The organism is Streptomyces beigongshangae (genome assembly GCF_019710745.1).
GTDB classification, from domain to species: Bacteria; Actinomycetota; Actinomycetes; order Streptomycetales; family Streptomycetaceae; genus Streptomyces; species Streptomyces beigongshangae.
The window spans coordinates 49,512-72,327 of sequence record NZ_JAHKJW010000018.1 but is presented as its reverse complement, the minus strand read 5'-3'; the positions used below and the strand labels follow the sequence as shown (position 1 = coordinate 72,327).

General features: G+C 72.2%; 19 protein-coding genes and 2 pseudogenes. 12 read left to right on the top strand and 9 right to left on the bottom strand.

The window, feature by feature from the left end; translation table 11 throughout:
* The first annotated feature begins 49 nt into the window (after positions 1 to 49).
* Both KM933_RS16245 and KM933_RS16240 read left to right on the top strand, forming a co-directional pair.
* On the top strand, positions 50 to 853 hold the full coding sequence (locus KM933_RS16245) for an endonuclease I family protein (RefSeq protein WP_221352738.1): 804 nt from the start codon (positions 50 to 52) through the stop codon (positions 851 to 853).
* A gap of 208 nt (positions 854 to 1,061) precedes the next feature.
* Positions 1,062 to 2,513 carry an FG-GAP and VCBS repeat-containing protein gene (locus KM933_RS16240; protein ID WP_221352736.1) on the top strand — a complete coding sequence of 484 codons (1,452 nt, stop codon included), beginning with the start codon at positions 1,062 to 1,064 and terminating at the stop codon, positions 2,511 to 2,513.
* Positions 2,514 to 2,576: 63 nt separating this feature from the next.
* Here KM933_RS16240 and KM933_RS16235 read toward each other — a convergent pair whose 3' ends face one another.
* Together KM933_RS16235 and speB are read right to left on the bottom strand one after the other, a co-directional pair.
* Positions 2,577 to 4,286: a thiamine pyrophosphate-binding protein gene (locus KM933_RS16235; protein ID WP_221352734.1), complete on the bottom strand. Its 1,710-nt coding sequence runs from the start codon at positions 4,284 to 4,286 to the stop codon at positions 2,577 to 2,579.
* Positions 4,283 to 5,251 (bottom strand): agmatinase, encoded by a 969-nt coding sequence (gene speB, locus KM933_RS16230; protein WP_221352732.1) that lies wholly within the window; start codon positions 5,249 to 5,251, stop codon positions 4,283 to 4,285. The genes KM933_RS16235 and speB overlap by 4 nt, the downstream gene beginning before the upstream one ends.
* A 128-nt stretch (positions 5,252 to 5,379) precedes the next feature.
* Here speB and KM933_RS16225 point away from each other — a divergent pair, with 128 nt between their 5' ends.
* Together KM933_RS16225 and KM933_RS16220 are read left to right on the top strand one after the other, a co-directional pair.
* Entirely contained in the window at positions 5,380 to 6,957 is a 1,578-nt protein-coding gene (locus tag KM933_RS16225) for a PucR family transcriptional regulator (protein ID WP_221352730.1), read from the top strand.
* A gap of 213 nt (positions 6,958 to 7,170) precedes the next feature.
* The gene (locus KM933_RS16220) at positions 7,171 to 7,968 is read left to right on the top strand and encodes a phosphatase (RefSeq protein WP_221352728.1); all 798 of its coding nucleotides are present in this window, start codon (positions 7,171 to 7,173) and stop codon (positions 7,966 to 7,968) included.
* 7 nt (positions 7,969 to 7,975) lie between these two features.
* Here KM933_RS16220 and KM933_RS16215 read toward each other — a convergent pair whose 3' ends face one another.
* From KM933_RS16215 to KM933_RS16205, 3 genes and pseudogenes are all read right to left on the bottom strand, one after another.
* Positions 7,976 to 8,911, bottom strand: a complete 936-nt coding sequence (locus KM933_RS16215) for an acyl-CoA thioesterase (protein ID WP_221352726.1) — start codon at positions 8,909 to 8,911, stop codon at positions 7,976 to 7,978.
* Between the two features lie 35 nt (positions 8,912 to 8,946).
* Entirely contained in the window at positions 8,947 to 10,104 is a 1,158-nt protein-coding gene (locus KM933_RS16210; protein WP_221352882.1) for an acyl-CoA dehydrogenase family protein, read from the bottom strand.
* A 224-nt stretch (positions 10,105 to 10,328) separates the two neighbouring features.
* A pseudogene (locus KM933_RS16205) lies at positions 10,329 to 10,919 on the bottom strand (SACE_7040 family transcriptional regulator); the annotation flags it as partial.
* A gap of 90 nt (positions 10,920 to 11,009) precedes the next feature.
* On the opposite strand from KM933_RS16205, the gene KM933_RS16200 reads away from it, so the two are divergent.
* The 4 genes from KM933_RS16200 to KM933_RS16185 are packed head-to-tail and all read left to right on the top strand — an operon-like array spanning position 11,010 to position 16,739.
* A complete protein-coding gene (locus tag KM933_RS16200) occupies positions 11,010 to 12,626 on the top strand; it encodes a carboxyl transferase domain-containing protein (RefSeq protein ID WP_221352724.1) in 1,617 nt (538 codons plus the stop codon).
* A gap of 14 nt (positions 12,627 to 12,640) precedes the next feature.
* Positions 12,641 to 14,608 carry an ATP-binding protein gene (locus KM933_RS16195; RefSeq protein ID WP_221352722.1) on the top strand — a complete coding sequence of 656 codons (1,968 nt, stop codon included), beginning with the start codon at positions 12,641 to 12,643 and terminating at the stop codon, positions 14,606 to 14,608.
* Positions 14,605 to 15,567, top strand: coding sequence for a hydroxymethylglutaryl-CoA lyase (locus KM933_RS16190; protein ID WP_221352720.1), 963 nt, complete (start codon positions 14,605 to 14,607; stop codon positions 15,565 to 15,567). Before KM933_RS16195 ends, KM933_RS16190 begins: the two co-directional genes overlap by 4 nt.
* Positions 15,568 to 15,578: 11 nt before the next feature.
* On the top strand, positions 15,579 to 16,739 hold the full coding sequence (locus KM933_RS16185) for an acyl-CoA dehydrogenase family protein (RefSeq protein WP_221352880.1): 1,161 nt from the start codon (positions 15,579 to 15,581) through the stop codon (positions 16,737 to 16,739).
* A 28-nt stretch (positions 16,740 to 16,767) separates the two neighbouring features.
* Here the strand turns inward: KM933_RS16185 and KM933_RS16180 are convergent, their stop codons facing one another.
* Positions 16,768 to 17,250: an ATP-binding protein gene (locus KM933_RS16180; protein ID WP_308013419.1), complete on the bottom strand. Its 483-nt coding sequence runs from the start codon at positions 17,248 to 17,250 to the stop codon at positions 16,768 to 16,770.
* A gap of 315 nt (positions 17,251 to 17,565) precedes the next feature.
* On the opposite strand from KM933_RS16180, the gene KM933_RS16175 reads away from it, so the two are divergent.
* From KM933_RS16175 to KM933_RS16160, 4 genes are all read left to right on the top strand, one after another.
* Complete coding sequence (locus KM933_RS16175; RefSeq protein WP_221352716.1) at positions 17,566 to 18,417, top strand: helix-turn-helix domain-containing protein; 852 nt, start codon at positions 17,566 to 17,568, stop codon at positions 18,415 to 18,417.
* Between the two features lie 11 nt (positions 18,418 to 18,428).
* Positions 18,429 to 18,629 (top strand): DUF397 domain-containing protein, encoded by a 201-nt coding sequence (locus KM933_RS16170; protein ID WP_221352714.1) that lies wholly within the window; start codon positions 18,429 to 18,431, stop codon positions 18,627 to 18,629.
* Complete coding sequence (locus tag KM933_RS16165) at positions 18,626 to 18,826, top strand: DUF397 domain-containing protein (RefSeq protein ID WP_221352712.1); 201 nt, start codon at positions 18,626 to 18,628, stop codon at positions 18,824 to 18,826. Before KM933_RS16170 ends, KM933_RS16165 begins: the two co-directional genes overlap by 4 nt.
* Positions 18,827 to 18,930: 104 nt before the next feature.
* Positions 18,931 to 19,785 (top strand): hypothetical protein, encoded by an 855-nt coding sequence (locus tag KM933_RS16160; RefSeq protein WP_308013418.1) that lies wholly within the window; start codon positions 18,931 to 18,933, stop codon positions 19,783 to 19,785.
* Positions 19,786 to 19,865: 80 nt separating this feature from the next.
* Here the strand turns inward: KM933_RS16160 and KM933_RS16155 are convergent, their stop codons facing one another.
* From KM933_RS16155 to KM933_RS16145, 3 genes and pseudogenes are all read right to left on the bottom strand, one after another.
* Positions 19,866 to 20,741 carry a Vgb family protein gene (locus KM933_RS16155; protein WP_221352878.1) on the bottom strand — a complete coding sequence of 292 codons (876 nt, stop codon included), beginning with the start codon at positions 20,739 to 20,741 and terminating at the stop codon, positions 19,866 to 19,868.
* 144 nt (positions 20,742 to 20,885) lie between these two features.
* Positions 20,886 to 21,551 (bottom strand): annotated as a pseudogene (locus tag KM933_RS16150) (alpha/beta fold hydrolase); the annotation flags it as partial.
* Between the two features lie 290 nt (positions 21,552 to 21,841).
* Positions 21,842 to 22,765 (bottom strand): SDR family NAD(P)-dependent oxidoreductase, encoded by a 924-nt coding sequence (locus KM933_RS16145; protein WP_221352708.1) that lies wholly within the window; start codon positions 22,763 to 22,765, stop codon positions 21,842 to 21,844.
* Positions 22,766 to 22,816 lie beyond the last annotated feature (51 nt).

Sequence of the window (22,816 nt, the reverse complement as noted above, 5' to 3'; positions counted from 1 at the left end):
TACGGCCCCACGTCCGGACGCGTGCCGTTCTCGGGAAAGGGCACCCCATATGTCCGTTGCGCAGCCCGGCAAGTGGAAGGCGCTGGCAGCCGGCGTCTCCGCCGTCCTCGTCGGCCTCACCCTCCCGACGGCCGCCGCGACTCCGGCCGCGGCCACCACCACCGCGTACGACGACACGTACTACGCGAACGCGATCGGCAAGACCGGTACGGCCCTGAAGGGCTCACTGCACACGATCATCAGCAACCAGACGAAGATCTCGTACTCCGCGGTCTGGGAAGCGCTCAAGGTCACCGACCAGGACCCCGGCAACAGCGGCAACGTGGTCCTGCTGTACTCCGGCATCTCCCGCAGCAAGTCGCTCAACGGCGGCAACACCGGCAACTGGAACCGCGAGCACGTGTGGGCCCAGTCGCACGGCGACTTCGGCACCTCGGCCGGCCCCGGCACCGACCTGCACCACCTGCGGCCCGAGGACGTCCAGGTCAACAGCATCCGCGGCAACAAGGACTTCGACCTCGGCGGCAGCGGCTTCACCAACAGCGGCGGCAGCCTCACCGACTCGAACTCCTTCGAGCCCCGCTCCGCCGTCAAGGGCGACGTGGCCCGGATGATCCTCTACATGGCCGTCCGCTACGAGGGCGACGACGCCTGGGCCGACCTGGAGCCCAACGACGCCGTCACCAACGGCAGCGTCCCGTACCACGGCCGTCTCTCGGTGCTGAAGCAGTGGAACGAGCAGGACCCGCCCAGCGCCTCCGAGCAGCGCAGGAACGAACTGATCTACAGCAGCTACCAGCACAACCGGAACCCGTTCATCGACCACCCGGAGTGGGTCGAGGCGATCTGGTAGGCGTACCCGGACCGGAGTGGACCGACAGTGAAAGGCGCTGAACTCCTCGTCACCACAGGGCAGTTCAGCGCCCCACCTGTCCCCTCGGTTACGAACCCATGACATCGGGGCGTACAACTGGGGGTCCTTCGATCGAGTCGAACCCTGTGAACGTGGCATTCCGCGAGCAGAAGCGGACTCGGCCGCGACCGACTCGAAAGGCTCCCGCATGTCCCGAGCACACCGCAGCACTCGTTCCGCCCGTCTCACCGCACCCCTGGCAGCCGCGGTGCTGCTCGCAGGAGGATTCGGCGCCTTCGCCCTCACCGCGGGGACCGCCCAGGCCGCCCCCGCCGCCGCACCCGTACCCGTACCGGCCGCGGACGCGAACACGCAGGACGACTTCAACGGCGACGGTTACGCCGACCTGGTCGTCTCCGCCCCGAACGCCACCATCTCCAGCCAGGCGAAGGCGGGCTACGTCGCCGTCACGTACGGCTCCGCCGACGGTGTCTCCCCCGCGAACAAGAAGCTGATCAGCCGCTCCACCAGCGGCGTCCCCGGCTCCGCCACCGCGAACGAGCGCTTCGGGACCAACTTCACCAAGGGCGACCTGGATGCCGACGGCTTCAGCGACCTGGTGATCTCGGGCGGCAAGGCCGGCTCCGTCATCCTGTGGGGTTCCACCTCCGGACTCACCGGCGGCACGGCGATAGCCGGGTACGGCCAGTCGCCCACCACCGGTGACTTCGACGGCGACGGCAGGACGGACCTCGCCCTGTTCGCCCAGCAGACCGTCGCGGGCGACGACCCCACGGCCGCCACCGGCACCGTGTGGAAGGGCCCCGTCTCGCGTGCCGGAACGCCCGCCGCCGTCCTGCCCCTCCTGAAGACCGGCGAGTCGGTCAGCGGTCCCGTCCGCTCCACCGCGGCCGGCGACGTCAACGGTGACGGCAAGGACGACGTCGTCGCCTGGCACTACGAGGGCGACGGCGTCTGGGGCAACCAGCTGCTGCTCGGCGGCGGCGGCGCGGGCTTCACCCGCAGCTGGGCGCCCGGGGAGGGCGCGGGCACCGTCGTGGGCACCGGCGTCGGGGACGTGAACGGCGACGGGTTCGACGACGTCGTGGTCGGCAACTACTGGAGCGGCGACAAGGTGCAGCTCGCTCTCGGCTCGGCCGCCGGCCTGTCCGAGGACCGCGTCCAGATCTTCGACCAGGACCTGCCCGGCTTCCCCGGTGTCGAGGAGGAGGGCGACGGGATCGGCAGCACGGTCTCGGTCGGGGACGTCAACGGCGACGGCTTCGGCGACATCGCGCTCGGCCTGCCGGGCGAGGACATCGGCGACCTCACCGACGCCGGTTCGGTGGCCCTCGTGCCCGGCAGCGCCTCCGGCGTCACGGGCGCCGGTACGCAGACCTTCCACCAGGACACCGCCGGGGTCCCCGGAGCCGCCGAGAACGACGACCAGTTCGGCGTCAGCAGCGCGCTCCTGGACGTCGACGGCGACGGTCACCTCGACCTCGCGGCCGGCTCGACGGCCGAGAACGCCCAGAACGGCGCGGTCTGGGTGCTGCGCGGCACCGCGACCGGCCTCACCGCCACGTCGTCCGTCGCGTTCGGCGCCGGCGACCTCGGCGCGCCCGCCACGGGCGCGCACTTCTCGGCGTTCCTGCGCTGAGCGACGCTGAGCGACGCTGAGCGACCGGGCCGGGGGCCTGACGGCGGGGCGGCCGCCCCGCCGTCAGGCCCGGTCCAGGTACGCCGGTACGGGCAGCCGCAGCCGCACCGGCAGCACGACCACCGAGGGGCCGGGCGTGGCGAGGGCTCCGGCGAGGTCGGCGGCGAGGGTCTCCGGAGTGGTCCGTACGCCCGGGACGCCGAAGGACTCCGCGAGCGCCACGTAGTCCGGGCCGGAGAGGTCCGTGACCGCGGGCGCGGACTCGCCGAAGGCGTCCGTCAGGTACTCGCGCAGGGCGCCGTAGCCGCCGTCGTCGACGATGAGCCAGGTCACGTCGAGGCCGTACTGCCGGGCCGTGGCGAGCTCGGCGACCGAGCGGAGCGCGCCGCCGTCGCCGGAGACCGCGAGGACCGGCCGGGTGGGGTCGGCGACCGCGCCTCCGAGGGCGGCCGGGAAGGCGTAGCCGGGGCCGCCCGCGCCCTGGGCGGAGTGCATGGTGTTGGGGCGGCGCGCGTCGAAGCCTGACCAGGCCCAGTGGGTGAGGACCGTCATGTCCCAGAAGCCGGCCGACCGGTCCGGCAGCGCCTCGCGGACGGCGGCCAGCACCCGCTGCTCCAGGGTGGGGTCCTGCCCGTCGAGGCGCTCGCGGGCGGGACCGAGCACGGTGCGCACACGGTCGGCGGCGGTCGCGTCCTCCCGTACGGGTCCGGTGGCCGGCAGGGTCTCCAGGAGCGCCGACAGGGCGAGGCGGGCGTCCGCGTGGATGCCGAGGGCCGGGTGGTTGGACTCCAGCTTGCCGAGGTCGGCCTCGATCTGGATCACCCGGCCGCGGGGTTCGAACGTGTGGTGGTTCGAGGAGAGCTCACCGAGGCCCGAGCCGACGACGAGCAGGACGTCGGCGTCCTCCAGGAAGTCGGTGACGTGCCGGTCCGCCAGCCGGGACTGGAGCGAGAGCCGATGGTTCCAGGGGAAGGCGCCCTTGCCGCCGAAGGTGGTGACGACGGGCGCGTCCAGCCGCTCGGCGAGCTGCCGCAGCTTGCCCGACGCGTCGGCGCGTACGACCCCGCCGCCCGCGATGATCACCGGGCGGGCCGCCCTCGCGAGCAGGTCGGCGGCCACGGCGGTCAGCTCGGGGCGCGGTGGCAGGTCGTGCGGCGCTGCGTCCACGGCCGTGACGACGGGCAGCACCGTCCCGGCGAGCAGTACGTCCTGCGGGATCTCCACCCACACCGGGCCGTGCGGGGCGGTCAGCGCCGACTCCCACGCCTCGGCGAGGGCGGACGGGATCTGCGACTGCGTACGGACCGGGTGGACGGACTTGACCACCCCCCTGAACGACGCCTGCTGGTCGGCCAGCTCGTGCAGATGGCCGTGCCGACCGCCGCCGAGCCCCGCGCGCGGGACCTGGCTGCCGATGGCGAGGACGGGGGCGGACGCCGCCGCGGCCTCCTGGAGCGCGGCCAGCGAGGTCAGGGCGCCCGGCCCGGTCGGCAGGAGCAGCGGGGCCGCCTCGCCGGTGATCCGGCCGTATGCGTCCGCCGCGAACCCGGCGTTGTTCTCGGCCCGCAGGCCGACGTACGCGAGGTCGGAGCGGCGCAGCGCGTCGAACACGGCGAGCGCGTGCCGGCCGGGCAGGCCGAAGACGGTGGTCGCGCCGAGACCGGCGAGGGTCTCCACGACCAGGTCTCCGCCGGTGCGGCCGGGCGGCGGGTTCAGCGCGGCCTCCGTCTGCGCGGCGGTCGGGCGGAGCACCAGGTCGTGGTCGTGGGTCACTGCGTTCGGGCCTCGGCAATCTGGCGGGACATGATCGTGGTCAGTTCGTACGCCGTGTGGGACGCGGCGACGGAGGTGATCTCGGCGTGATCGTACGCGGGGGCGACCTCGACGACGTCGGCCGAGACCAGGTGGCAGGAGGCGAGGCCGCGCAGGATCTCCAGCAGTTCGCGCGAGGTCATGCCGCCCGCCTCGGGCGTGCCGGTGCCGGGCGCGTGGGCCGGGTCGAGGCAGTCGATGTCTATGGAGACGTAGAGCGGGCGGTCGCCGATGCGCTGCCGCAGCTGTTCGGCCACCTCGTCGGCGCCGCGCCGGTAGATGTCGGCGGAGGTGACGATGCCGAAGCCCATCTTCTCGTCGTCGGTCAGGTCCTGCCTGCCGTACAGCGGGCCGCGGGTGCCGACGTGCGAGAGCGCCTCGGTGTCGAGGATGCCCTCCTCGACGGCCCGCCGGAACGGGGTGCCGTGCGTGTACTCGGCGCCGAAGTACGTGTCCCAGGTGTCGAGGTGCGCGTCGAAGTGCAGCAGCGCGACCGGGCCGTGCCTGCGTGCGACCGCGCGCAGCAGCGGCAGTGCGATGGTGTGGTCGCCGCCGAGGGTCATCAGCCGGGCGCCGGTGCCGAGGAGTTCGTCCGCGGCGCCCTCGATGGTCTCCACGGCCTCGTCGATGTCGAACGGGTTCGCGGCGATGTCCCCCGCGTCCGCGACCTGCGCGAGGGCGAACGGCGAGGCGTCCTGCGCGGGGTTGTACGGCCGCAGCAGACGGCTCGCCTCGCGGATCGCGTTGCCGCCGAAACGCGCTCCCGGCCGGTACGAGACACCCGCGTCGAACGGCACCCCGACCACGGCGACGTCGGTGGTGCCGACCTCGTCGAGGCGGGGCAGCCGGGCGAAGGTCGCCGGGCCCGCGTACCGCGGGATGCGGGAGGAGTCGACGGGCCCGCGGGGCGTCTCGGGGCTGCTCATGGAGGGGTGCTCTCTTTCATGGTGAGGTCTCACGCTCTGTGGCCACTTCGACGCTAGGTGGCCGGAGGGCGGCGCTGAAGTGTACGTTTCATCCACTGTCGCCGGACCGGACGGAGGAAACGTCCACCATGCCGGACCCCGCCGCGCCCGCGGTCCCCTCCTCCCCCGCCGTCCCGCCCACGCCGCCGGTCCCCCTCGCCGCCCTGCTGGCCCGGGAGGACCTCGGGCTGCGGCAGACCGCCGGTCCGCGCGACCCGGCGACGGCGCTCCACGGGGCGCACGCCTCGGAGATGGCGGACCCGTACCCGTACCTGCTCGGCGGGGAGCTGCTCCTCACGGCGGGGGCGCACATTCCCGGAACCGCCGGGTCGGGTACGTACTTCGACGTCTATGTGGGCCGGATCGTCGAGGCGGGGGGCGCCGCGCTCGGGTTCGGGGTGGCGCCGGTGCACGACACGGTCCCGCGGGAGCTGGCCGAGGCATGCGACCGGCACGGGCTGCCGCTCGTGGAGGTCCCGCCCCGTACGACGTTCTCGGGCGTGGCGCGGGCCGTCTGGCAGCTCATGGCACGGGCCCGCCACACCGAGCTGCGCCGTGTCGCGGAGGCCCAGCAGGGCCTGGCCGCCGCCGCGGCACGCCCGGACCCGGTCCCCTCGGTCCTGCGGCAGCTCGCCCGGCGGACGGGGGGCCGGGCGGTGCTGTACGCACCGGACGGCGGGGAGGTGGCCTCGGCGGGACGACTGCCGGGAGCAGGAGCAGAGGCGGCGGCGGGGGCGAGTGCGGAGGCCGACGCGGCACTGGCGCGGCTGGCCGCCGTGGTGCGCCCCGCGGATGACGGCGGGCGCGGTCCCGGCGCCGCTCCCGGCCCCGGCGGTCCCGCGCCCTCCTCCGCGAGCGACACCGTCGCCGGTGTCCACCTCGCCGCGTACGCGCTCGGTACCGGCCGGGGTTTCGTCCTGGGCGTGGCGGCGCTCCGCCGGGACCCGGGCGACCACACGATCGCGTCGGTCGGCGCGGTGCTGCTCTCGCTGCTCACCGGTGAGCAGCGGAGCGGCTCGGGGGCGGCGCGTTCCTCGGCGCTCGTCCGGCTGCTGCTGGGCGCCGCGCCGGAGGAGGTGGCGCCCCTGCTGGACGGCGGCGAGCTGTGGGTCGTCGTGCACGCGCGTCCCGACGGTCCCGCGCCGGACGCCGTCGCCGCCTCGGCGCTCGGAGCGGCGCTGGGGTCGCCGCTGGTCGACGTGGACGGCGAGGTCGTACGGGTCCTCGTCCCGGCGGACCGGAACGAGCCGGGCGCGCAGCCGGGTGCACAGCCGGGCTGGACGTGCGGGGTGAGCGCGCCGGTGGCGCCGGGCGAGTGGGCGGCCGCGGACACGCAGGCCGCCCGCGCCCTGGCCCGGGCGCGGGCGACCCGTGCGGACCTGGTCCGGCACGGGGAGCCGCGCGGGTTCACCGGGCTGGTCCCGCCGGTCGAGGCCGCCGCGTACGCCCGTACGGTCCTGGCGCCCATCGCCGCGAACCCGGCCCTGACGGAGACCCTGCGCACCTGGCTCTCGCTGCACGGCAGCTGGGACCGTACGGCGGTGGCGCTCTCCGTCCACCGCAACACGGTCCGCCAGCGGATGGCCCGCTGCGCGAAGCTCCTCGCGGCGGACCTGGACGACCCGGACGTCCGCATGAACCTGTGGTTCGCGCTCCACCACACATGACACGGCGCCCCGGAAGCAGGGACACAGCCCCGCTTCTCAAGGGCGCGGGGAACCGCGCGACCGGCCCGCGCCCCCCGCACCCCCCGCACCCCCCGCACCCGAAAGACCATCACCCGGAAGACTCCCCCTATCGCCCCCAAACCCCAAAGTGACTCGAATCCCACCGCCCACCGCCCGGCGCCCCTCACTTGAACGCACCGGCAGAATGGGGGTATGCCGATATCCGGGACCCCCAGCCGCGCCGACCTCCTCGACCACCTCGTCCGGACGCGTATCGCGGGCGAGGTGGCCACTCCCCGCGAGAACAACCTCTCCCACTACCGCAAGCTGGCCAACGGCGACCGCAACTACTGGCTCGGCCTGGAGCTCGGCGACCGCTGGACCGACGAGCAGGACGTCCTCGCGGTCATGGCCGAGCGGTGCGGCGTGAACGACGACCCGGAGTACCGGTACGGCCAGGACACCATCGACCCCGAGCTGACGGTCGACGCGCTGGAGCGCATGGCGGGCCGGCTGCGCAAGGCCGCCGAGGGCAGGGAGCGCGTGCTGTTCGCGACCGGCCACCCCGGCGGTCTCCTGGACGTGCACCGCGCCACCGCCGCCGCCCTGCGCGCCGCCGGCTGCGAGATCGTCGTCATCCCGGACGGGCTCACCACGGACGAGGGCTACGTCTTCCAGTTCGCCGACGTCGCCGTCCTGGAGCACGGCGCGACGCTGTGGCACACCCACTCGGGCGAGCCGATGCGGGCGATCCTGCGGGGCCTGGAGGGCGAGGGCCGCCCGCTGCCCGACCTGGTCGTCGCGGACCACGGCTGGGCGGGCTGCGCGGGCCAGCTGGGCCTGGACTCCATGGGGTACGCGGACTGCAACGACCCGGCCCTGTTCCTCGCGGAGGCGGAGGGCACGGTCCAGGTGACCGTCCCGCTCGACGACCACGTCACGAGCCCCCGGCACTACGACCCGATGACGGCGTACCTGCTGGACGCGGCGGGCCTGACCACCGGCGGCTGAAAGCACCTCACCGGGGGATGCGGACCACGCCCTCCTGGATCACCGTGATCGCGAGCCGCCCGTCCCGCGTGTAGATGCGGGCCTGCCCCAGGCCCCGCCCGCCGGACGCGGACGGCGACTCCTGGTCGTACAGCAGCCACTCGTCGGCGCGGAACGGCCGGTGGAACCACATCGCGTGGTCCAGCGAGGCCCCGACGACGTCCCCGGTGACCCAGCCGCCGCGCCCGTGGGCGAGCAGCACCGAGTCGAGGAGCGTCATGTCGGAGACGTACGTGGCGAGGCAGACGTGCAGCAGCGGCTGGTCGATGGCACCGTCGAGCTTGCCGTTGGTGCGGAACCACACCTGGGAGCGCGGCTCGCGCGGCCGCCCGACGCTGGCGAACGGCGGTGCGTCGACGTAGCGCAGGTCGACGGCGGCCCGGGCCTCCAGTATCCGCCGGACGATCCCCACGTCGCCGTCGCCGTCGCCGTCACCGCTGCTGTCACTGTTGCTGTCACCGCCGCCGTCGCCGTGCACGCCCAGGTACCGCGGCAGCATCTCGGCCGTGGTCTCCAGCGTCTCCGGATCGGGTGCGGGCGGCATGTCGGCCTGGTGGTCCATGCCCTCCTCGTACGTCTGGAACGACGCGGAGAGGTGGAAGATCGGCTGCCCGTGCTGGACGGCGACCACCCGGCGGGTCGTGAAGGACCGGCCGTCGCGGATGCGGTCGACGGTGTAGACGATCGGCGCGCCCGGGTCCCCGGCGCGCAGGAAGTAGGCGTGCAGGGAGTGCGCGGGCCGGTCCGCGGGGACCGTGCGCCCCGCGGCGACCAGCGCCTGCGCCGCGACCTGGCCGCCGAAGACGCGCGGGACGACGGCGAAGCGCGACTGGCCGCGGAAGATGTCCTGCTCGATCCGCTCCAGGTCGAGCAGATCGAGCAGGGACTGGAGTGCCTGACTCATGTGCTGGTTCTACCGTGCCGCCGTACGTCCGGGCCTTACAGACCCATGTTCTTGGCGATGATCGACTTCATGATCTCGCTGGTGCCGCCGTAGATGCGGTTGACGCGGTTGTCCGCGTACAGGCGGGCGATCGGGTACTCGTTCATGAAGCCGTAGCCGCCGTGCAGCTGGAGGCAGCGGTCGATGACGCGGTGCGCGACCTCGGTGCAGAACAGCTTCGCGGACGCGGCCTCGGCGGCGCTGAGCTCGCCCGCGTCCAGCGCTTCGAGGGCGCGGTCGGCGACGGCCTGGGCGGCGTCCACCTCGGCCTGGCAGGCGGCCAGCTCGAACTTGGTGTTCTGGAAGTGCGAGACCGGCTTGCCGAAGACGGTGCGCTCCTGCACGTACTCCTTAGCGAAGCGGACGGCGGCCGCGGCCTGGGCGTACGCGCCGAACGCGATGCCCCAGCGCTCGGAGGGCAGGTTGCCGCCGAGGTAGTGGAAGCCCTTGTTCTCCTCGCCGAGGAGGTCCTCGGCGGGCACCTTCACGTCGACGAACGCCAGCTCGGCGGTGTCGGAGGTCTTCAGGCCGAGCTTGTCGAGCTTGCGGCCCACCGAGTAGCCCTCGGACTTGGTGTCCACGGCGAAGAGGGAGATGCCGAAGCGGCGGTCCTCGGCCGTGGGCGCGGAGGTGCGGGCGCAGACGATGACGCGGTCGGCGTGCACACCGCCGGTGATGAAGGTCTTCGCGCCGTTGAGGACGTAGTGCGAGCCGTCCTCGGAGAGCTTCGCGGTGGTCTTCATGCCGGCGAGGTCGGAGCCGGTGCCCGGCTCGGTCATCGCCAGCGCCCACATCTCCTCGCCGGAGACGAACTTCGGCAGGAAGCGCTTCTTCTGCTCGTCGGTGGCGAGCGCCTTGATGTAGGGCAGGCCCAGCAGCACGTGCACACCGGAGCCGCCGAAGGACACGCCCGCGCGGGCGGTCTCCTCGTACATCACGGCCTCGAACTTGTACGAGTCGATGCCGGCGCCGCCGAACTCCTCGTCCACGCGGATGCCGAAGACACCCAGCTCGGCGAGCTTGTAGTAGAAGTCGCGGGGCGCCTGGCCCGCCGCGAACCACTCGTCGTAGACCGGGACGACCTCGGCCTCGATGAAGGCGCGCAGGGTCTCCCGGAACGCCTCGTGATCCTCGTTGAACACCGTACGGCGCACCGCGCCCACCTCCGCCTGGCTCAAGATTCCGTGTCTAAGCGCTTGCTCAGTTCCACGTTACCGGCCGGTCACGACCATCGTCCAGGCCAGGCGTCCCCGACCCCCAGAGACGCTCGTCACGCTTCAGGGGTTCCGGCCGCCACTCCCTCCACCGCCACCCCCTCCTTCATCACTTCTTCCCTCGCCACTTCTTCCCTCGCCACTTCCTCCTGCGCCACCGCGTCCGCCGCCGCCGCGAAGGCGCCCCTCGCCATGCGGTGCAGCAGCGCCGCCGTGTCCGTCCGGCCCGGCAGCGATCCGGGCCGCCCCAGGTGGGGCGTGGAGTTCAGGAGCCCGAAGACGGAGTGCACGGCCGAGCGGGCACCCGGCTCGGCCAGGGCGGGGTGGAGCTCGCGCACGACGGACACCCACAGCTCGACGTACTGGCGCTGCAGCTGCCGTACGAGCTTGCGGTCGGCGTCCCGGAGGCGGTCCAGCTCCCGGTCGTGCAGGGTGATCAGCGGGCGGTCGTCGAGCGCGAAGTCGATGTGCCCCTCGATGAGCGAGTCGAGGAGCACCCCGGGGTCCCCGTCGGTCCCGGCCTCCGCCACCCGGAGCCGGCCGCCGGTCAGCAGCTGCTCGCTGATCCCCACCAGCAGCTCGGCGAGCATCGCGTCCTTGCCCGCGAAGTGGCGGTACAGACCGGGGCCGCTGATACCGACCGCCGCCCCTATCTCGTCGACGCCGACCCCGTGGAAACCGCGCTCGGCGAAGAGCCGGGCCGCTTCCTTGAGGATCTGCTCGCGGCGGGTGGGGGCGTCGGTTCTCGTGGCCATGGAGACGATTCTAGACAGGACGGTTAGCGCTCGTTAACCTGACCGAAACGCGTTAACGCTCATTAACTTGTTGCGTGAGGGGACCGCAGGATGCAGGAAGCACCGGAACTCCACAGCGCGGCCGATCCCGCGTCGGAGGCCTTTCGGGGCAACGAGGCGGCACACCGCGCGCTCGTCGACGAGCTGCGGCGCAAGCTGGCCTCGGCGCGGCTGGGCGGCGGCGAGCGGGCCCGAACCCGGCACACCGCCCGCGGCAAGCTGCTGCCGCGCGACCGCGTGGACACACTGCTCGACCCCGGCTCGCCGTTCCTGGAGCTGGCCCCGCTGGCGGCCGACGGGCTGTACGGGGGGCAGGCCCCGGCGGCGGGCGTCATCGCCGGCATCGGCCGGGTCGCCGGGCGCGAGTGCGTGGTGGTCGCCAACGACGCCACGATCAAGGGCGGCACGTACTACCCGATGACGGTGAAGAAGCACCTGCGCGCCCAGGAGGTGGCCCTGGAGAATCGTCTCCCCTGCGTCTACCTGGTGGACTCGGGCGGCGCCTTCCTCCCGATGCAGGACGAGGTCTTCCCCGACCGCGAGCACTTCGGCCGCATCTTCTACAACCAGGCCCGGATGTCCGGAGCCGGCATCCCCCAGATCGCGGCCGTCCTCGGCTCGTGCACGGCCGGCGGGGCGTACGTGCCCGCGATGAGCGACGAGGCCGTCATCGTGCGCGGCCAGGGCACGATCTTCCTCGGCGGCCCGCCCCTGGTGAAGGCCGCGACCGGCGAGGTCGTCACGGCGGAGGAGCTGGGCGGCGGCGAGGTCCACTCCCGGGTCTCCGGGGTCACCGACCACCTCGCGGAGGACGACGCGCACGCCCTGCGGATCGTCCGCACGATCGTCTCCACGCTCCCGGAGCGCGGCCCCCTGCCCTGGGCGGTCACGTCCGCCGCCGAGCCGAAGGTGGACCCCGCCGGGCTGTACGGCGCGGTGCCGGTCGACTCCCGCACCCCCTACGACGTGCGCGAGGTCGTCGCGCGCGTGGTGGACGGCTCGCGCTTCGCGGAGTTCAAGTCCGAGTTCGGGCAGACCCTGGTCACCGGCTTCGCCCGGATCCACGGGCACCCGGTCGGGATCGTCGCCAACAACGGCATCCTGTTCTCCGAGTCCGCCCAGAAGGGCGCCCACTTCATCGAGCTGTGCGACCAGCGCGGCATCCCGCTGGTGTTCCTGCAGAACATCTCCGGGTTCATGGTGGGCCGGCAGTACGAGGCCGGGGGCATCGCCAAGCACGGCGCCAAGATGGTGACCGCGGTCGCCTGCACGCGCGTACCGAAGCTGACGGTGGTGGTCGGCGGTTCGTACGGGGCGGGCAACTACTCGATGTGCGGGCGGGCGTACTCGCCGCGCTTCCTGTGGATGTGGCCGAACGCCAAGATCTCCGTGATGGGCGGCGAGCAGGCCGCGTCGGTCCTCGCGACCGTCAAGCGCGACCAGCTGGAGGGGCGCGGCGAGTCCTGGCCGGCGGCGGAGGAAGAGGCGTTCAAGGACCCGATCCGCGCGCAGTACGAGACCCAGGGCAACGCCTACTACGCGACGGCCCGGCTCTGGGACGACGGCGTGATCGACCCGATGGAGACCCGGCAGGTACTGGGTCTGGCCCTGACGGCTTGTGCGAACGCCCCGCTGGGTGACCCCCAGTTCGGCGTCTTCCGGATGTGAGGGGACCCACGAAGATGTTCGACACGGTACTGGTGGCCAATCGGGGCGAGATCGCCGTCCGGGTCGTCCGGACGCTGCGGTCGCTGGGCGTGCGCTCGGTGGCCGTCTTCTCCGACGCGGACGCCGACGCCCGGCACGTCCGCGAGGCGGACACGGCGGTACGGATCGGCCCGCCCCCGGCCGCCGAGAGCTATCTGTCGGTGGAACGGCTGCTGGAGGCGGCCGCCCGTACCGGCGCCCGGGCGGTGCACCCGGGCTACGGCTTCCTCGCGGAGAACGCCGCCTTCGCCCGCGCCTGCACGGACGCGGGCCTGGTCTTCATCGGCCCCCCGGCGGACGCGATCTCCCTCATGGGCGACAAGATCCGCGCCAAGGAGACGGTGCGGGCGGCGGGGGTCCCGGTGGTGCCGGGCTCCTCGGGCAGCGGGCTCACGGACGCCGAGCTGGCCGACTCCGCGCGGGACATCGGTATGCCGGTGCTGCTGAAGCCGTCGGCGGGCGGGGGCGGCAAGGGGATGCGCCTGGTGCGGGACGCGGCGCTGCTGGCGGACGAGATCGCCGCGGCGCGCCGCGAGGCACGGGCCTCCTTCGGCGACGACACGCTCCTCGTCGAGCGGTGGGTCGACCGACCCCGGCACATCGAGATCCAGGTCCTGGCGGACGGCCACGGGAACGTGGTGCACCTGGGCGAGCGCGAGTGCTCCCTCCAGCGCCGGCACCAGAAGATCATCGAGGAGGCGCCGAGCGTGCTCCTCGACGAGCGGACGCGCGCCGCGATGGGCGAGGCGGCCGTCCAGGCGGCCCGTTCGTGCGGTTACTCGGGGGCGGGCACGGTCGAGTTCATCGTCCCGGGCGACGACCCGGCCTCGTACTTCTTCATGGAGATGAACACGCGCCTCCAGGTCGAGCACCCGGTGACCGAGCTGGTCACGGGCCTGGACCTGGTGGAGTGGCAGCTGCGGGTGGCCGCGGGCGAGCGCCTCGGCCTCACCCAGGACGACGTCACGCTCACGGGGCACGCGGTGGAGGCCCGCATCTGCGCGGAGGACCCCGCGCGCGGGTTCCTGCCGTCCGGCGGCACGGTCCTGCGCCTGCACGAGCCGCAGGGGGGCGGTGCCCGGGGCGACGGCGTGCGCACCGACTCGGGCCTGACCGAGGGCACGGAGGTCGGCTCGCTGTACGACCCGATGCTGTCCAAGGTCGTCGCGTACGGGCCGGACCGGGCGACGGCGCTGCGGCGCCTGCGGGCCGCGCTGGCGGAGACGGTGACGCTGGGGGTGCAGACGAACGCGGGCTTCCTGCGCAGGCTGCTGGCGCATCCGGCCGTGGTCGCGGGCGACCTGGACACGGGACTGGTCGAGCGGGAGGTGGCGGGGCTGGTCCCGGCGGAGGTCCCGGCCGAGGTGTACGAGGCCGCCGCGGCCGTACGCCTGGACGCGCTCGCCCCCACCGCCGGCCCCGACGGCTGGACGGACCCCTTCTCCGTGCCGGACGGCTGGCGCCTCGGCGGCGAACCGGCGCCACCCGCCTTCGACCTGCGCGTACCGGGACTCGATCCCGTCACTCTGCGGGCCCGGCCGGACGCCGAGGTCACCCCCGCCCGGGTCACCGTCACCCTCGACGGCGTGCGCCACACCTTCCACCGCTCGGGCACCTGGCTCGGCCGGGACGGCGACGCGTGGAACGTGCTGGACCACGACCCCGTCGCCGCCTCCCTCACCGGCGCGGCGCACGCGGGCGCGGACGCCCTCACCGCGCCCATGCCCGGCACGGTGACCGTCGTGAAGGCCGCCGTGGGGGACGAGGTGACGGCCGGGCAGAGCCTGCTGGTGGTGGAGGCGATGAAGATGGAGCACGTCATCGCCGCCCCGCACGCCGGCACCGTCACCGCGCTGGACGTCACCCCCGGCACGACGGTCGCCATGGACCAGGTGCTGGCCGTGGTCGCACCCGCACGGGACGACCGGGAGGAGCAGGCATGACCACCCCCGAACCCGGCCTGCCCATGGCCTTCCCGGCCGAGGGCCTCCCCGCCAGGATCCGTATCCACGAGGTCGGCGCCCGCGACGGGCTCCAGAACGAGAAGGCGACCGTCCCGACGGAGACGAAGGCCGAGTTCATCCGCCGCCTCGCCGCCGCGGGCCTCACCACCATCGAGGCGACGAGCTTCGTGCACCCCAGGTGGGTGCCCCAACTGGCGGATGCGGAGCAGCTGTTCCCCCTCGTACGGGACCTGCGCGACCGGAACGGCACGGCTCTGGCCCTGCCCGTCCTCGTACCGAACGAACGGGGCCTGGACCGCGCCCTGGCCCTCGGCGCGACCCGTGTCGCGGTCTTCGCCAGCGCCACGGAGTCCTTCGCGAAGGCCAACCTCAACCGGACCGTGGACGAGGCGCTGGCGATGTTCGAGCCGGTGGTGACGCGGGCCAGGGCCCAGGACGCCCATGTGCGCGGCTACCTCTCCATGTGCTTCGGCGACCCGTGGGAGGGCCCGGTCCCGGTCGCCCGGGTCGTACGGGTGTGCCGCGCGCTCCTCGACATGGGCTGCGACGAGCTGAGCCTGGGCGACACGATCGGCGTGGCGACCCCGGGCCACGTGAGCGCACTCCTCACCGCGCTCACCGGGGAGGGCGTTCCCGTGTCCGCGATCGGCGTGCACTTCCACGACACGTACGGCCAGGCACTCGCCAACACCCTGGCCGCGCTCCGGCACGGCGTCACGACCGTGGACGCCTCCGCGGGCGGCCTCGGCGGCTGCCCGTTCGCCAAGAGTGCCACCGGCAACCTCGCCACCGAGGACCTCGTGTGGATGCTGACGGGCCTCGGCATCGACACCGGCGTCGACCTCGGCCTCCTCACCGCCACCAGCGGGTGGATGGCCGGACAACTGGGCCGACCCAGCCCGTCCCGCACCGTCCGCGCACTCTCCCACAAGGAGTGACCCCCATGTCCCTGGACCACCGCCTCTCCCCCGAACTGGACGAACTGCGGCGCACGGTGGCCGAGTTCGCCCGCGACGTCGTGGCACCGAAGATCGGCGACTTCTACGAGCGGCACGAGTTCCCGTACGAGATCGTCCGCGAGATGGGCCGCATGGGCCTGTTCGGGCTGCCGTTCCCGGAGGAGTACGGCGGCATGGGCGGCGACTACCTGGCCCTGGGCATCGCCCTCGAAGAACTCGCGCGCGTCGACTCCTCGGTGGCCATCACCCTGGAGGCGGGGGTCTCGCTCGGCGCGATGCCCATCCACCTCTTCGGGACGCCGGAGCAGAAGGCGCAGTGGCTGCCCCGCCTCTGCTCGGGCGAGGTCCTCGGCGCCTTCGGCCTGACCGAGCCGGACGGCGGCTCGGACGCGGGCGCGACCCGTACGACGGCCCGCCTGGACGAGACGACCGACGAATGGGTGATCAACGGCAGCAAGTGCTTCATCACCAACTCGGGGACGGACATCACGGGCCTGGTCACCGTCACGGCGGTCACCGGCCGCAAGCCCGACGGGAACCCCCTGATCTCCTCGATCATCGTCCCGTCCGGCACCCCCGGCTTCACGGTCGCCGCCCCCTACTCGAAGGTCGGCTGGAACGCCTCCGACACCCGCGAGCTGTCCTTCACGGACGTCCGCGTCCCGGCCGCGAACCTGCTGGGCGAGGAGGGCCGCGGCTACGCGCAGTTCCTGCGCATCCTGGACGAGGGCAGGATCGCCATCGCGGCGCTGGCGACGGGTCTGGCCCAGGGGTGTGTGGACGAGTCACTGAAGTACGCGAAGGAGCGCCACGCCTTCGGCCGCCCGATCGGCGCGAACCAGGCGATCCAGTTCAAGCTCGCGGACATGGAGGTGAAGGCCCACACGTCCCGCCTGGCCTGGCGCGACGCGGCGTCCCGCCTGGTCGCCGGCGAACCCTTCAAGAAGGAGGCGGCGGTGGCGAAGCTCTACTCCTCCACCATCGCGGTCGACAACGCCCGCGACGCCACCCAGATCCACGGCGGCTACGGCTTCATGAACGAGTACCCGGTGGCCCGCATGTGGCGCGACTCCAAGATCCTGGAGATCGGCGAGGGCACGAGCGAGGTGCAGCGGATGCTGATCGCGAGGGAACTGGGCCTGACGGGCTGAGCGGGGCGGTCCCGGGAGACCGCCGCGATCACCACGGTCCTTCGCTGGTTACAGAGCGTGTCACGCTTTCACGACAGCGCGGGGACCCCTCGGTCACCGGCGCTCCCAACTCGCACCACAGCAGCTTCCCGTTGGCCCCGAAGAGGTCGTCTCCCAGCGAGTACCCGCCCCACGCGTCCGCGAAGTGGCACACGAGGAACAGCCCGCGCCCGCCCTCCGCCCCGACCGGCGCGGACGCGGGCCGCGGCGGCCATGAGCGCTTGTCGAACGGGGGCGGGATGTGCGGATCGGTGTCCCAGACCCCCATCCGCAGCCGGCCACCGGCGAGACCGCGCAGGCGCAGGGCGGCGGGCCCGGCCGAGTGACTGTGGGCGTTCGTGACGAGCTCGGACACCAGCAGTTCGGCGGTGTCGAGGAGCCGCGTCAGCCCGTGCCCGGTGAGCACGGCCCGGAGGGTGAGGCGGGCGATGCGGACCACGCGGGGGTCGTGGGGCAGGTGAAGTGCGTACACCCACGAGGGGTCCGCCTCACCGTCCGGCGGAGACGGAGGGGATGACGAAGGGGATGCGGATACGGTGACCACGAACGCCTCCTGCGATGGGGGAACCCGGTCCGCCCGACGGATCCCTCCGGCCCACCGGTGGCTGTGCCGCGCACGGGTCGCGTACGCGGTGCGCTTCCGGTTCATCGGCGGGGGGCGGTCGAGCGGTTCGGGTCTCACCGTAGGCCGCTGGACCTGAAGGTTTTGCTCAGTTCTGCAAAACCTTCAGGTATTAGCCCTGTGCGGGTGACCGCTACGCCAGATGTACGAAAACGGAGCGAGGACATGGCACCACGGAGCATCCCCACGGCTCGCCGCCTCCGGATCGGCACCGAACTGCGCCGACTGCGCGAACGGGCGGGCATGACCGCGGTGCAGGCCGCCCACTCGCTGGGGACGACCCAGGCCCAGATCAGCAACATCGAGGCCAACCGCTTCGGTGTGAGCGGGGAGCGGGTACGTACGCTCGCGCACATCTACGACTGTGCGGACGCACCCCTGGTCGACGCCCTCGCGGACATGGCGGCGAACCGGACGCGCGGCTGGTGGGAGGAGTACCGGGACATCCTTCCGTCCCCCCTGCTGGACCTGGCCGAGATGGAACACCACGCCACCGCGCTGCGCGTGGCGCAGGTCATCAACATCCCCGGCCTGCTCCAGACACCCGACCACGCACGCGCGCTGTTCCACGAGGTGGTCCCGGCACTACGGCCCCACGAGATCGAGCACCACGTCTCCTACCGCGTCAAACGCCAGGCCGTCCTGTTCCGCGACACCCCCGTGCCGTACACGGCGATCATCCACGAAGCGGCCCTGCGCATGCAGTTCGGCGGCCGGGAGGTGGCCCGGCCCCAACTGCGTCACCTCATGGAGGTCGGCGGACAACCGAACATCACCCTGCGCGTCATCCCCTTCGACGGCACGTCGTTCCCGACCGCCGGCCACGGCCTCGACTACGCCAGTGGACCGGTGACCGCCCTCGACACCGCCCACCTGGACACCAGTCACGGCGGCGAACTGGTGGACGCGGCAGGGAAGCTGGAGACGTACCGGCTCGTCCTGGATCGTATGGAGCGTGCGGCCCTGAAGCCGACCGCCTCCCGCAAGCTCATCGACACCCTCACCAAGAACATCTGACCAGGAGCACCGTGACCCACCTCCACTGGCAGAAGTCCACCCACAGCGAGACGGGGTCCTCCTGCGTCTACCTGGCCACCCCGTCCCCCAAAACGATCCTCCTCCGCGAGAGCGACGAACCGGAAACCGTCCTCACCACCGGCCCGCCCCAACTCGCGGCACTCATATCCACCCTGCGCGTCATCGCGAGCCATCCGAAAGCCACGTCATGACCAAGACCGAACTCGCCTGGCAGAAGTCCACCCACAGTGAAGAGGCTTCTTCCTGCGTCTACCTGGCCACCCCCTTCCCCGGAACGATCCTCCTCCGCGAGAGCGACGAGCCAGAAACCGTCCTCACCACTGGCCCGCCCCAACTCGCGGCACTCATATCCACCCTGCGCACACCCCACGAGCCACCATCGGCATAGGCCGGAGGCAAAACCACTCGTACGACTGAACGCACGCCATTCGACCAACGGAACGCACGCATCTCACTACTTTGTGTCACATGGTCAGCTCAGCACATGAGGCAATGCATCAGATCTTCAGGGAGGATCCCGGGCTGTTCGCCCGCGCCCTCCCGAAGGCCGGCATCACCCTCCCCGAACCCGCGGCGATCCAGCTCCTGGACACCGATCTCACCGAGATCAAGCCGCTCGAACGCCGTGTGGACACCCTGCTGCGGATCGACACGGCGGACAGCGGAAGCTATCTGCTCGCCGTCGAAATACAGGGACGACGGGACCCCGACAAGCTCAACAGCTGGACGTACTACCTCGCACACCTGTACGCCAAGTACGAGGTGCCCCCGGTCCTGCTCGTCCTGTGCCAGGACAAGTCCACCGCGTCCTGGGCCGCCGAACCCATCCGCATCGGCCCGCCCGCCCACACCAGTATCGCCGTCTTCCCCCTGGTCCTGGGGCCCGACAACCTCCCCGCGATCACCGACCCGGACGAGGCGGCACAGGACCCCGCCCTCGCCGTCCTCTGCACCCTGACACACGCCAAGGATCCGGCCCTTTCCGTCATACTGGACACACTGGCGACGGCGCTCCTCGACATCGGCGGCGATACCGCGAAGGACTGGGCGGAATTCACCGAGATCGGCCTGGACGACCCCCGGACACGCGCACACTGGAGGAAACTGATGGCCACGTACACCAGCCGCTTCCCCGGCAGCGGCACCCTCATCGAAGAGAGCATCATCAAGGGACGGGCCGAAGGACAGGCTGAGGCCGTCCTCCGCCTCCTCGCCTTCCGTGAGATCGACGTCCCCGAAGCCGCCCGCGAGCGCATCACCGGCTGCACCGACCTGGAGACCCTCGGCACCTGGCTCGACCGGGCCGTCACCGCCACCAGCACGGAGGAACTGTTCGCGGAGGCGTAGCCGTCGGCGGCAACCGGGGAAGGACGGCACTGCTGCCCGTCCCCCGCCCACCCCGGATCGGGCGGTTCCTCGTCCTGAGGCTACGGTTCGATCCGCGCGACCCCTCCCGTTTCAAGGGCCGCCCACAGAGCGCCGTCGGGGCCCAGGGTGATGCCGTGCGGCTCGGACGACGGTGACGGCAGGCTGTACTCGGTGATCTCGCCGCTGCCGGTGATGTGGCCGATGCTGTTGGCTCCCCATTCGGTGAACCAGCAGTCCCCGGTGGAGGCCGCGACGATGGCGTGGGGTCTGGCCGTGCGGTCGGGGAGCGGGAACTCCTCGATCGCGCCGTCCACCGAGATCCTGCCGATCCGGCCCGCCGCGATCTCGACGAACCACAGGGCGGCGCCGTCGCTGGTGATGCCCACGGGTGCGGCGCCCGGGGTGGGGAGCGGGTGGATGACGATGTCTCCGTGGACAGTGATGCGGCCGATCGCGTTCGCCTGGTTGAGGGTGAACCACAGAGCCCCATCAGGGCCTGCGGTGATCGCCGAGGGATAGGCACCCGTGCAGGGAAGGACGAATTCGGTGATCTCTCCCGTGCGGGTGATGCGGCCGATCCGGTCGGTGTTCATCTCCGTGAACCACATCGCACCGTCCGGACCGGCGGTGATCCCGAAGGGCCCGCTGCCGGGCGTCGGCACCGGGAAGGACTCCGTTTCACCGTCGGCGGTGATCCGGCCGATCCGGTGGTCCTGGGACCGGGTGAACCACAGCGCTCCGTCGGGCCCGGGGGTGATGACCGCAGGGCGGCACCCGGACGACTCCAGGGGGTATTCGTTGAGTTCTCCGTCGAGGGTGAGGCGCGCGATGCGGCCGCTGTGCGTGAAGGTGAGCCACAGTGCGCCGTCAGGTCCGGCCGTGATGCCGTACGGCCCAGCACTCTTGTCCGCCACGGATATCTCACGTACGGCCACAGCAACTCCTTGCAGGGGTGGGGTGGGATCAATCGACGTTCCCGACCGGTGCCGCAGCCGGTCTCGCACCAGGTCGAGAATGATCGCGGCGAGGTCGGCAGGCCGGGTCATGGGGACGTTGTGGTTCGAGCTGATCTCGATCAGCCGGCGGCCGGGGGCGGCATCGGCGACGGCACGCACTTCGTCGCGCCGCGAGGCGTGGAAACCATCCTCGGCCAGCACGATCGTCGTCGGACAGGTGAGGCGGTCGTACACCTCGACGCTCGGGAGGACTTCCGCGTCGGGCTCCACGGCGGTGACGGTCATGATCTCCTCGATGGCCGGTCGCCGTACCCACAGGTCGCCGCGGCGCAGGAATGAGCGCCGCGTGACCTCCTCGACAAGTTCGCGCCGCGCTCCGGCGTTGAGCCAGTCCTCTCCGGCCTCCCGCACGCACCGCTCGACATGGGCACGCATCTGGTCGTCGTCCGTTTCCCAGCCGTAGCGGAACATCGCCCGCAAACGGTCCGCCGCCTCGGTGGTCCGCACAGCGGCATGCTCGGCGAGCGACCCGTTACGGTCATCGAGCACCACGCCGTCCACGACGCAGAGGGCGGCCGGTTCCACGAGGCCACTGGCAGTGGCAGCCGTCACCGCGTACCCGCCGGTGGAATGGCCCACCAGCACGGGGCGGTCCCAGCCCAGCGCGGTGACGACACCACCGATGTCTCGCCAGTACTGCTCGGGGCCGGTGGAGTCGAGCCGGGTCTGCCCGTGGCCACGCAGGTCGATGGCGATCGGATGGCACCCGCTCACCAGACGGGACGCCACATCCCCCCAGGCGGCGGCGTTGTGTCCGCTGCCGTGGACAAGCAGCACCCCCGCACCGTGGCCGCCGAAGTCCACACCCGAGAGGACCCCGTCCGCCACGGGGAGCTCGATCTCCGTTCCGATCACCACCGCACCCTGACGACCAGAAGCCACAAGCGCAACTGCATTTCTCGCAGGAGATCGGCGCGGGTAAGGATTCCACCAGGCCACCGGGAACGGACAACCCTCTCGTCACAGTAAATGCGGCACGGCAGCCGGCCTGCCGTCACCCACCTCGCCCACCTCGCCCATCATCGAAGCGCGGTCGCGGTGAGCCGTTCGGCGGTCTCCCAGAGCTCGCCCTCGCGGCGCGGGTCGTAGGACTCGTCCGACGAGCGGGCCGTACGGGCTCGGTCGACGTACGAGCCGGTGGGTGCCTCGGTCGCGCCCAGGACGACATCGGCGAGGTAGCGGCCCGCGGCGTCGCGGCTGGTGGCGAACGGGGTGAGGGTCATCAGCGGCATGACGCGCCGCATCGCGAACCGGGAGACGGGGTCGGCATTGCGCGCGAGGCCGGTACCGGGGACGAATCCCGGGTTGTAGGCGACCACGTCGACCCCGGCGGGAAGACGGCGCGCGTACTCGTGGACCAGGTAGATCGCGGCCAGCTTGCTCGTCGAGTACGCGGTGCGCCCGGCGGCCGTGGTGGCCGGCTTGGAGAAGGCACCCGTGCGGGCGAGGACGTCCGGGGACTTCCAGACCGGGCCCGGCACCATGCCCAGGTTGTGCTTGAAGTCGCCGAAGTGGGTGTCGCTGGCGGTGATCACGATTCGCGCGGGAGTGACGAAGCGGTCCTGGAGCAGCCGTACGAACACGTGGTTGGCGAGGACGTTGACGGTGAACGTCGACTCCAGCCCGTCCGGTCCCTCGGTGAGCGCGTCGGTGTACTGGATACCCGCGTTGCCCACGAAGCCGCGCAGCGGCGGCAGGTCACCGCGGTCGAGCCGGTCGCGGATCCCGGTGGCCGCCCGGCGGACGCTCTCCAGGGAACCGAGGTCCGCCGGGACGTACGAGACCGTGTGCCCGCCCGCGGCGAGTTCCGCGGCCAGCCGCTCACCGGAGGACTCGCGGGCGACCACGAGGAGATGGACGTCCGGCGACCGGCGCAGGATCTGCTCCGCGGCGACGCGGCCGATCCCGCGGCTCGCGCCCGTCATCACGATGGTGTGCTTCATGGGAGGTTCCTTCAGTCGTCGGCCTGTGGTGCTGTGGCGCCCGGCTCGGGC

What these genes read in the sequence shown, in the direction of transcription:
- KM933_RS16240 (WP_221352736.1), top strand. Translation starts at nt 1,062, where the DNA reads ATGTCCCGAGCACACCGCAGCACTCGTTCCGCCCGTCTCACCGCACCC.
- KM933_RS16190 (WP_221352720.1), top strand. Translation starts at nt 14,605, where the DNA reads ATGACCACCCCCGAACCCGGCCTGCCCATGGCCTTCCCGGCCGAGGGC.
- KM933_RS16215 (WP_221352726.1), bottom strand. Translation starts at nt 8,911, where the DNA reads ATGAGTCAGGCACTCCAGTCCCTGCTCGATCTGCTCGACCTGGAGCGG.
- KM933_RS16245 (WP_221352738.1), top strand. Translation starts at nt 50, where the DNA reads ATGTCCGTTGCGCAGCCCGGCAAGTGGAAGGCGCTGGCAGCCGGCGTC.
- speB (WP_221352732.1), bottom strand. Translation starts at nt 5,251, where the DNA reads ATGAGCAGCCCCGAGACGCCCCGCGGGCCCGTCGACTCCTCCCGCATC.
- KM933_RS16165 (WP_221352712.1), top strand. Translation starts at nt 18,626, where the DNA reads ATGACCAAGACCGAACTCGCCTGGCAGAAGTCCACCCACAGTGAAGAG.
- KM933_RS16195 (WP_221352722.1), top strand. Translation starts at nt 12,641, where the DNA reads ATGTTCGACACGGTACTGGTGGCCAATCGGGGCGAGATCGCCGTCCGG.
- KM933_RS16175 (WP_221352716.1), top strand. Translation starts at nt 17,566, where the DNA reads ATGGCACCACGGAGCATCCCCACGGCTCGCCGCCTCCGGATCGGCACC.
- KM933_RS16220 (WP_221352728.1), top strand. Translation starts at nt 7,171, where the DNA reads ATGCCGATATCCGGGACCCCCAGCCGCGCCGACCTCCTCGACCACCTC.
- KM933_RS16145 (WP_221352708.1), bottom strand. Translation starts at nt 22,765, where the DNA reads ATGAAGCACACCATCGTGATGACGGGCGCGAGCCGCGGGATCGGCCGC.
- KM933_RS16160 (WP_308013418.1), top strand. Translation starts at nt 18,931, where the DNA reads ATGCATCAGATCTTCAGGGAGGATCCCGGGCTGTTCGCCCGCGCCCTC.
- KM933_RS16200 (WP_221352724.1), top strand. Translation starts at nt 11,010, where the DNA reads ATGCAGGAAGCACCGGAACTCCACAGCGCGGCCGATCCCGCGTCGGAG.
- KM933_RS16225 (WP_221352730.1), top strand. Translation starts at nt 5,380, where the DNA reads ATGCCGGACCCCGCCGCGCCCGCGGTCCCCTCCTCCCCCGCCGTCCCG.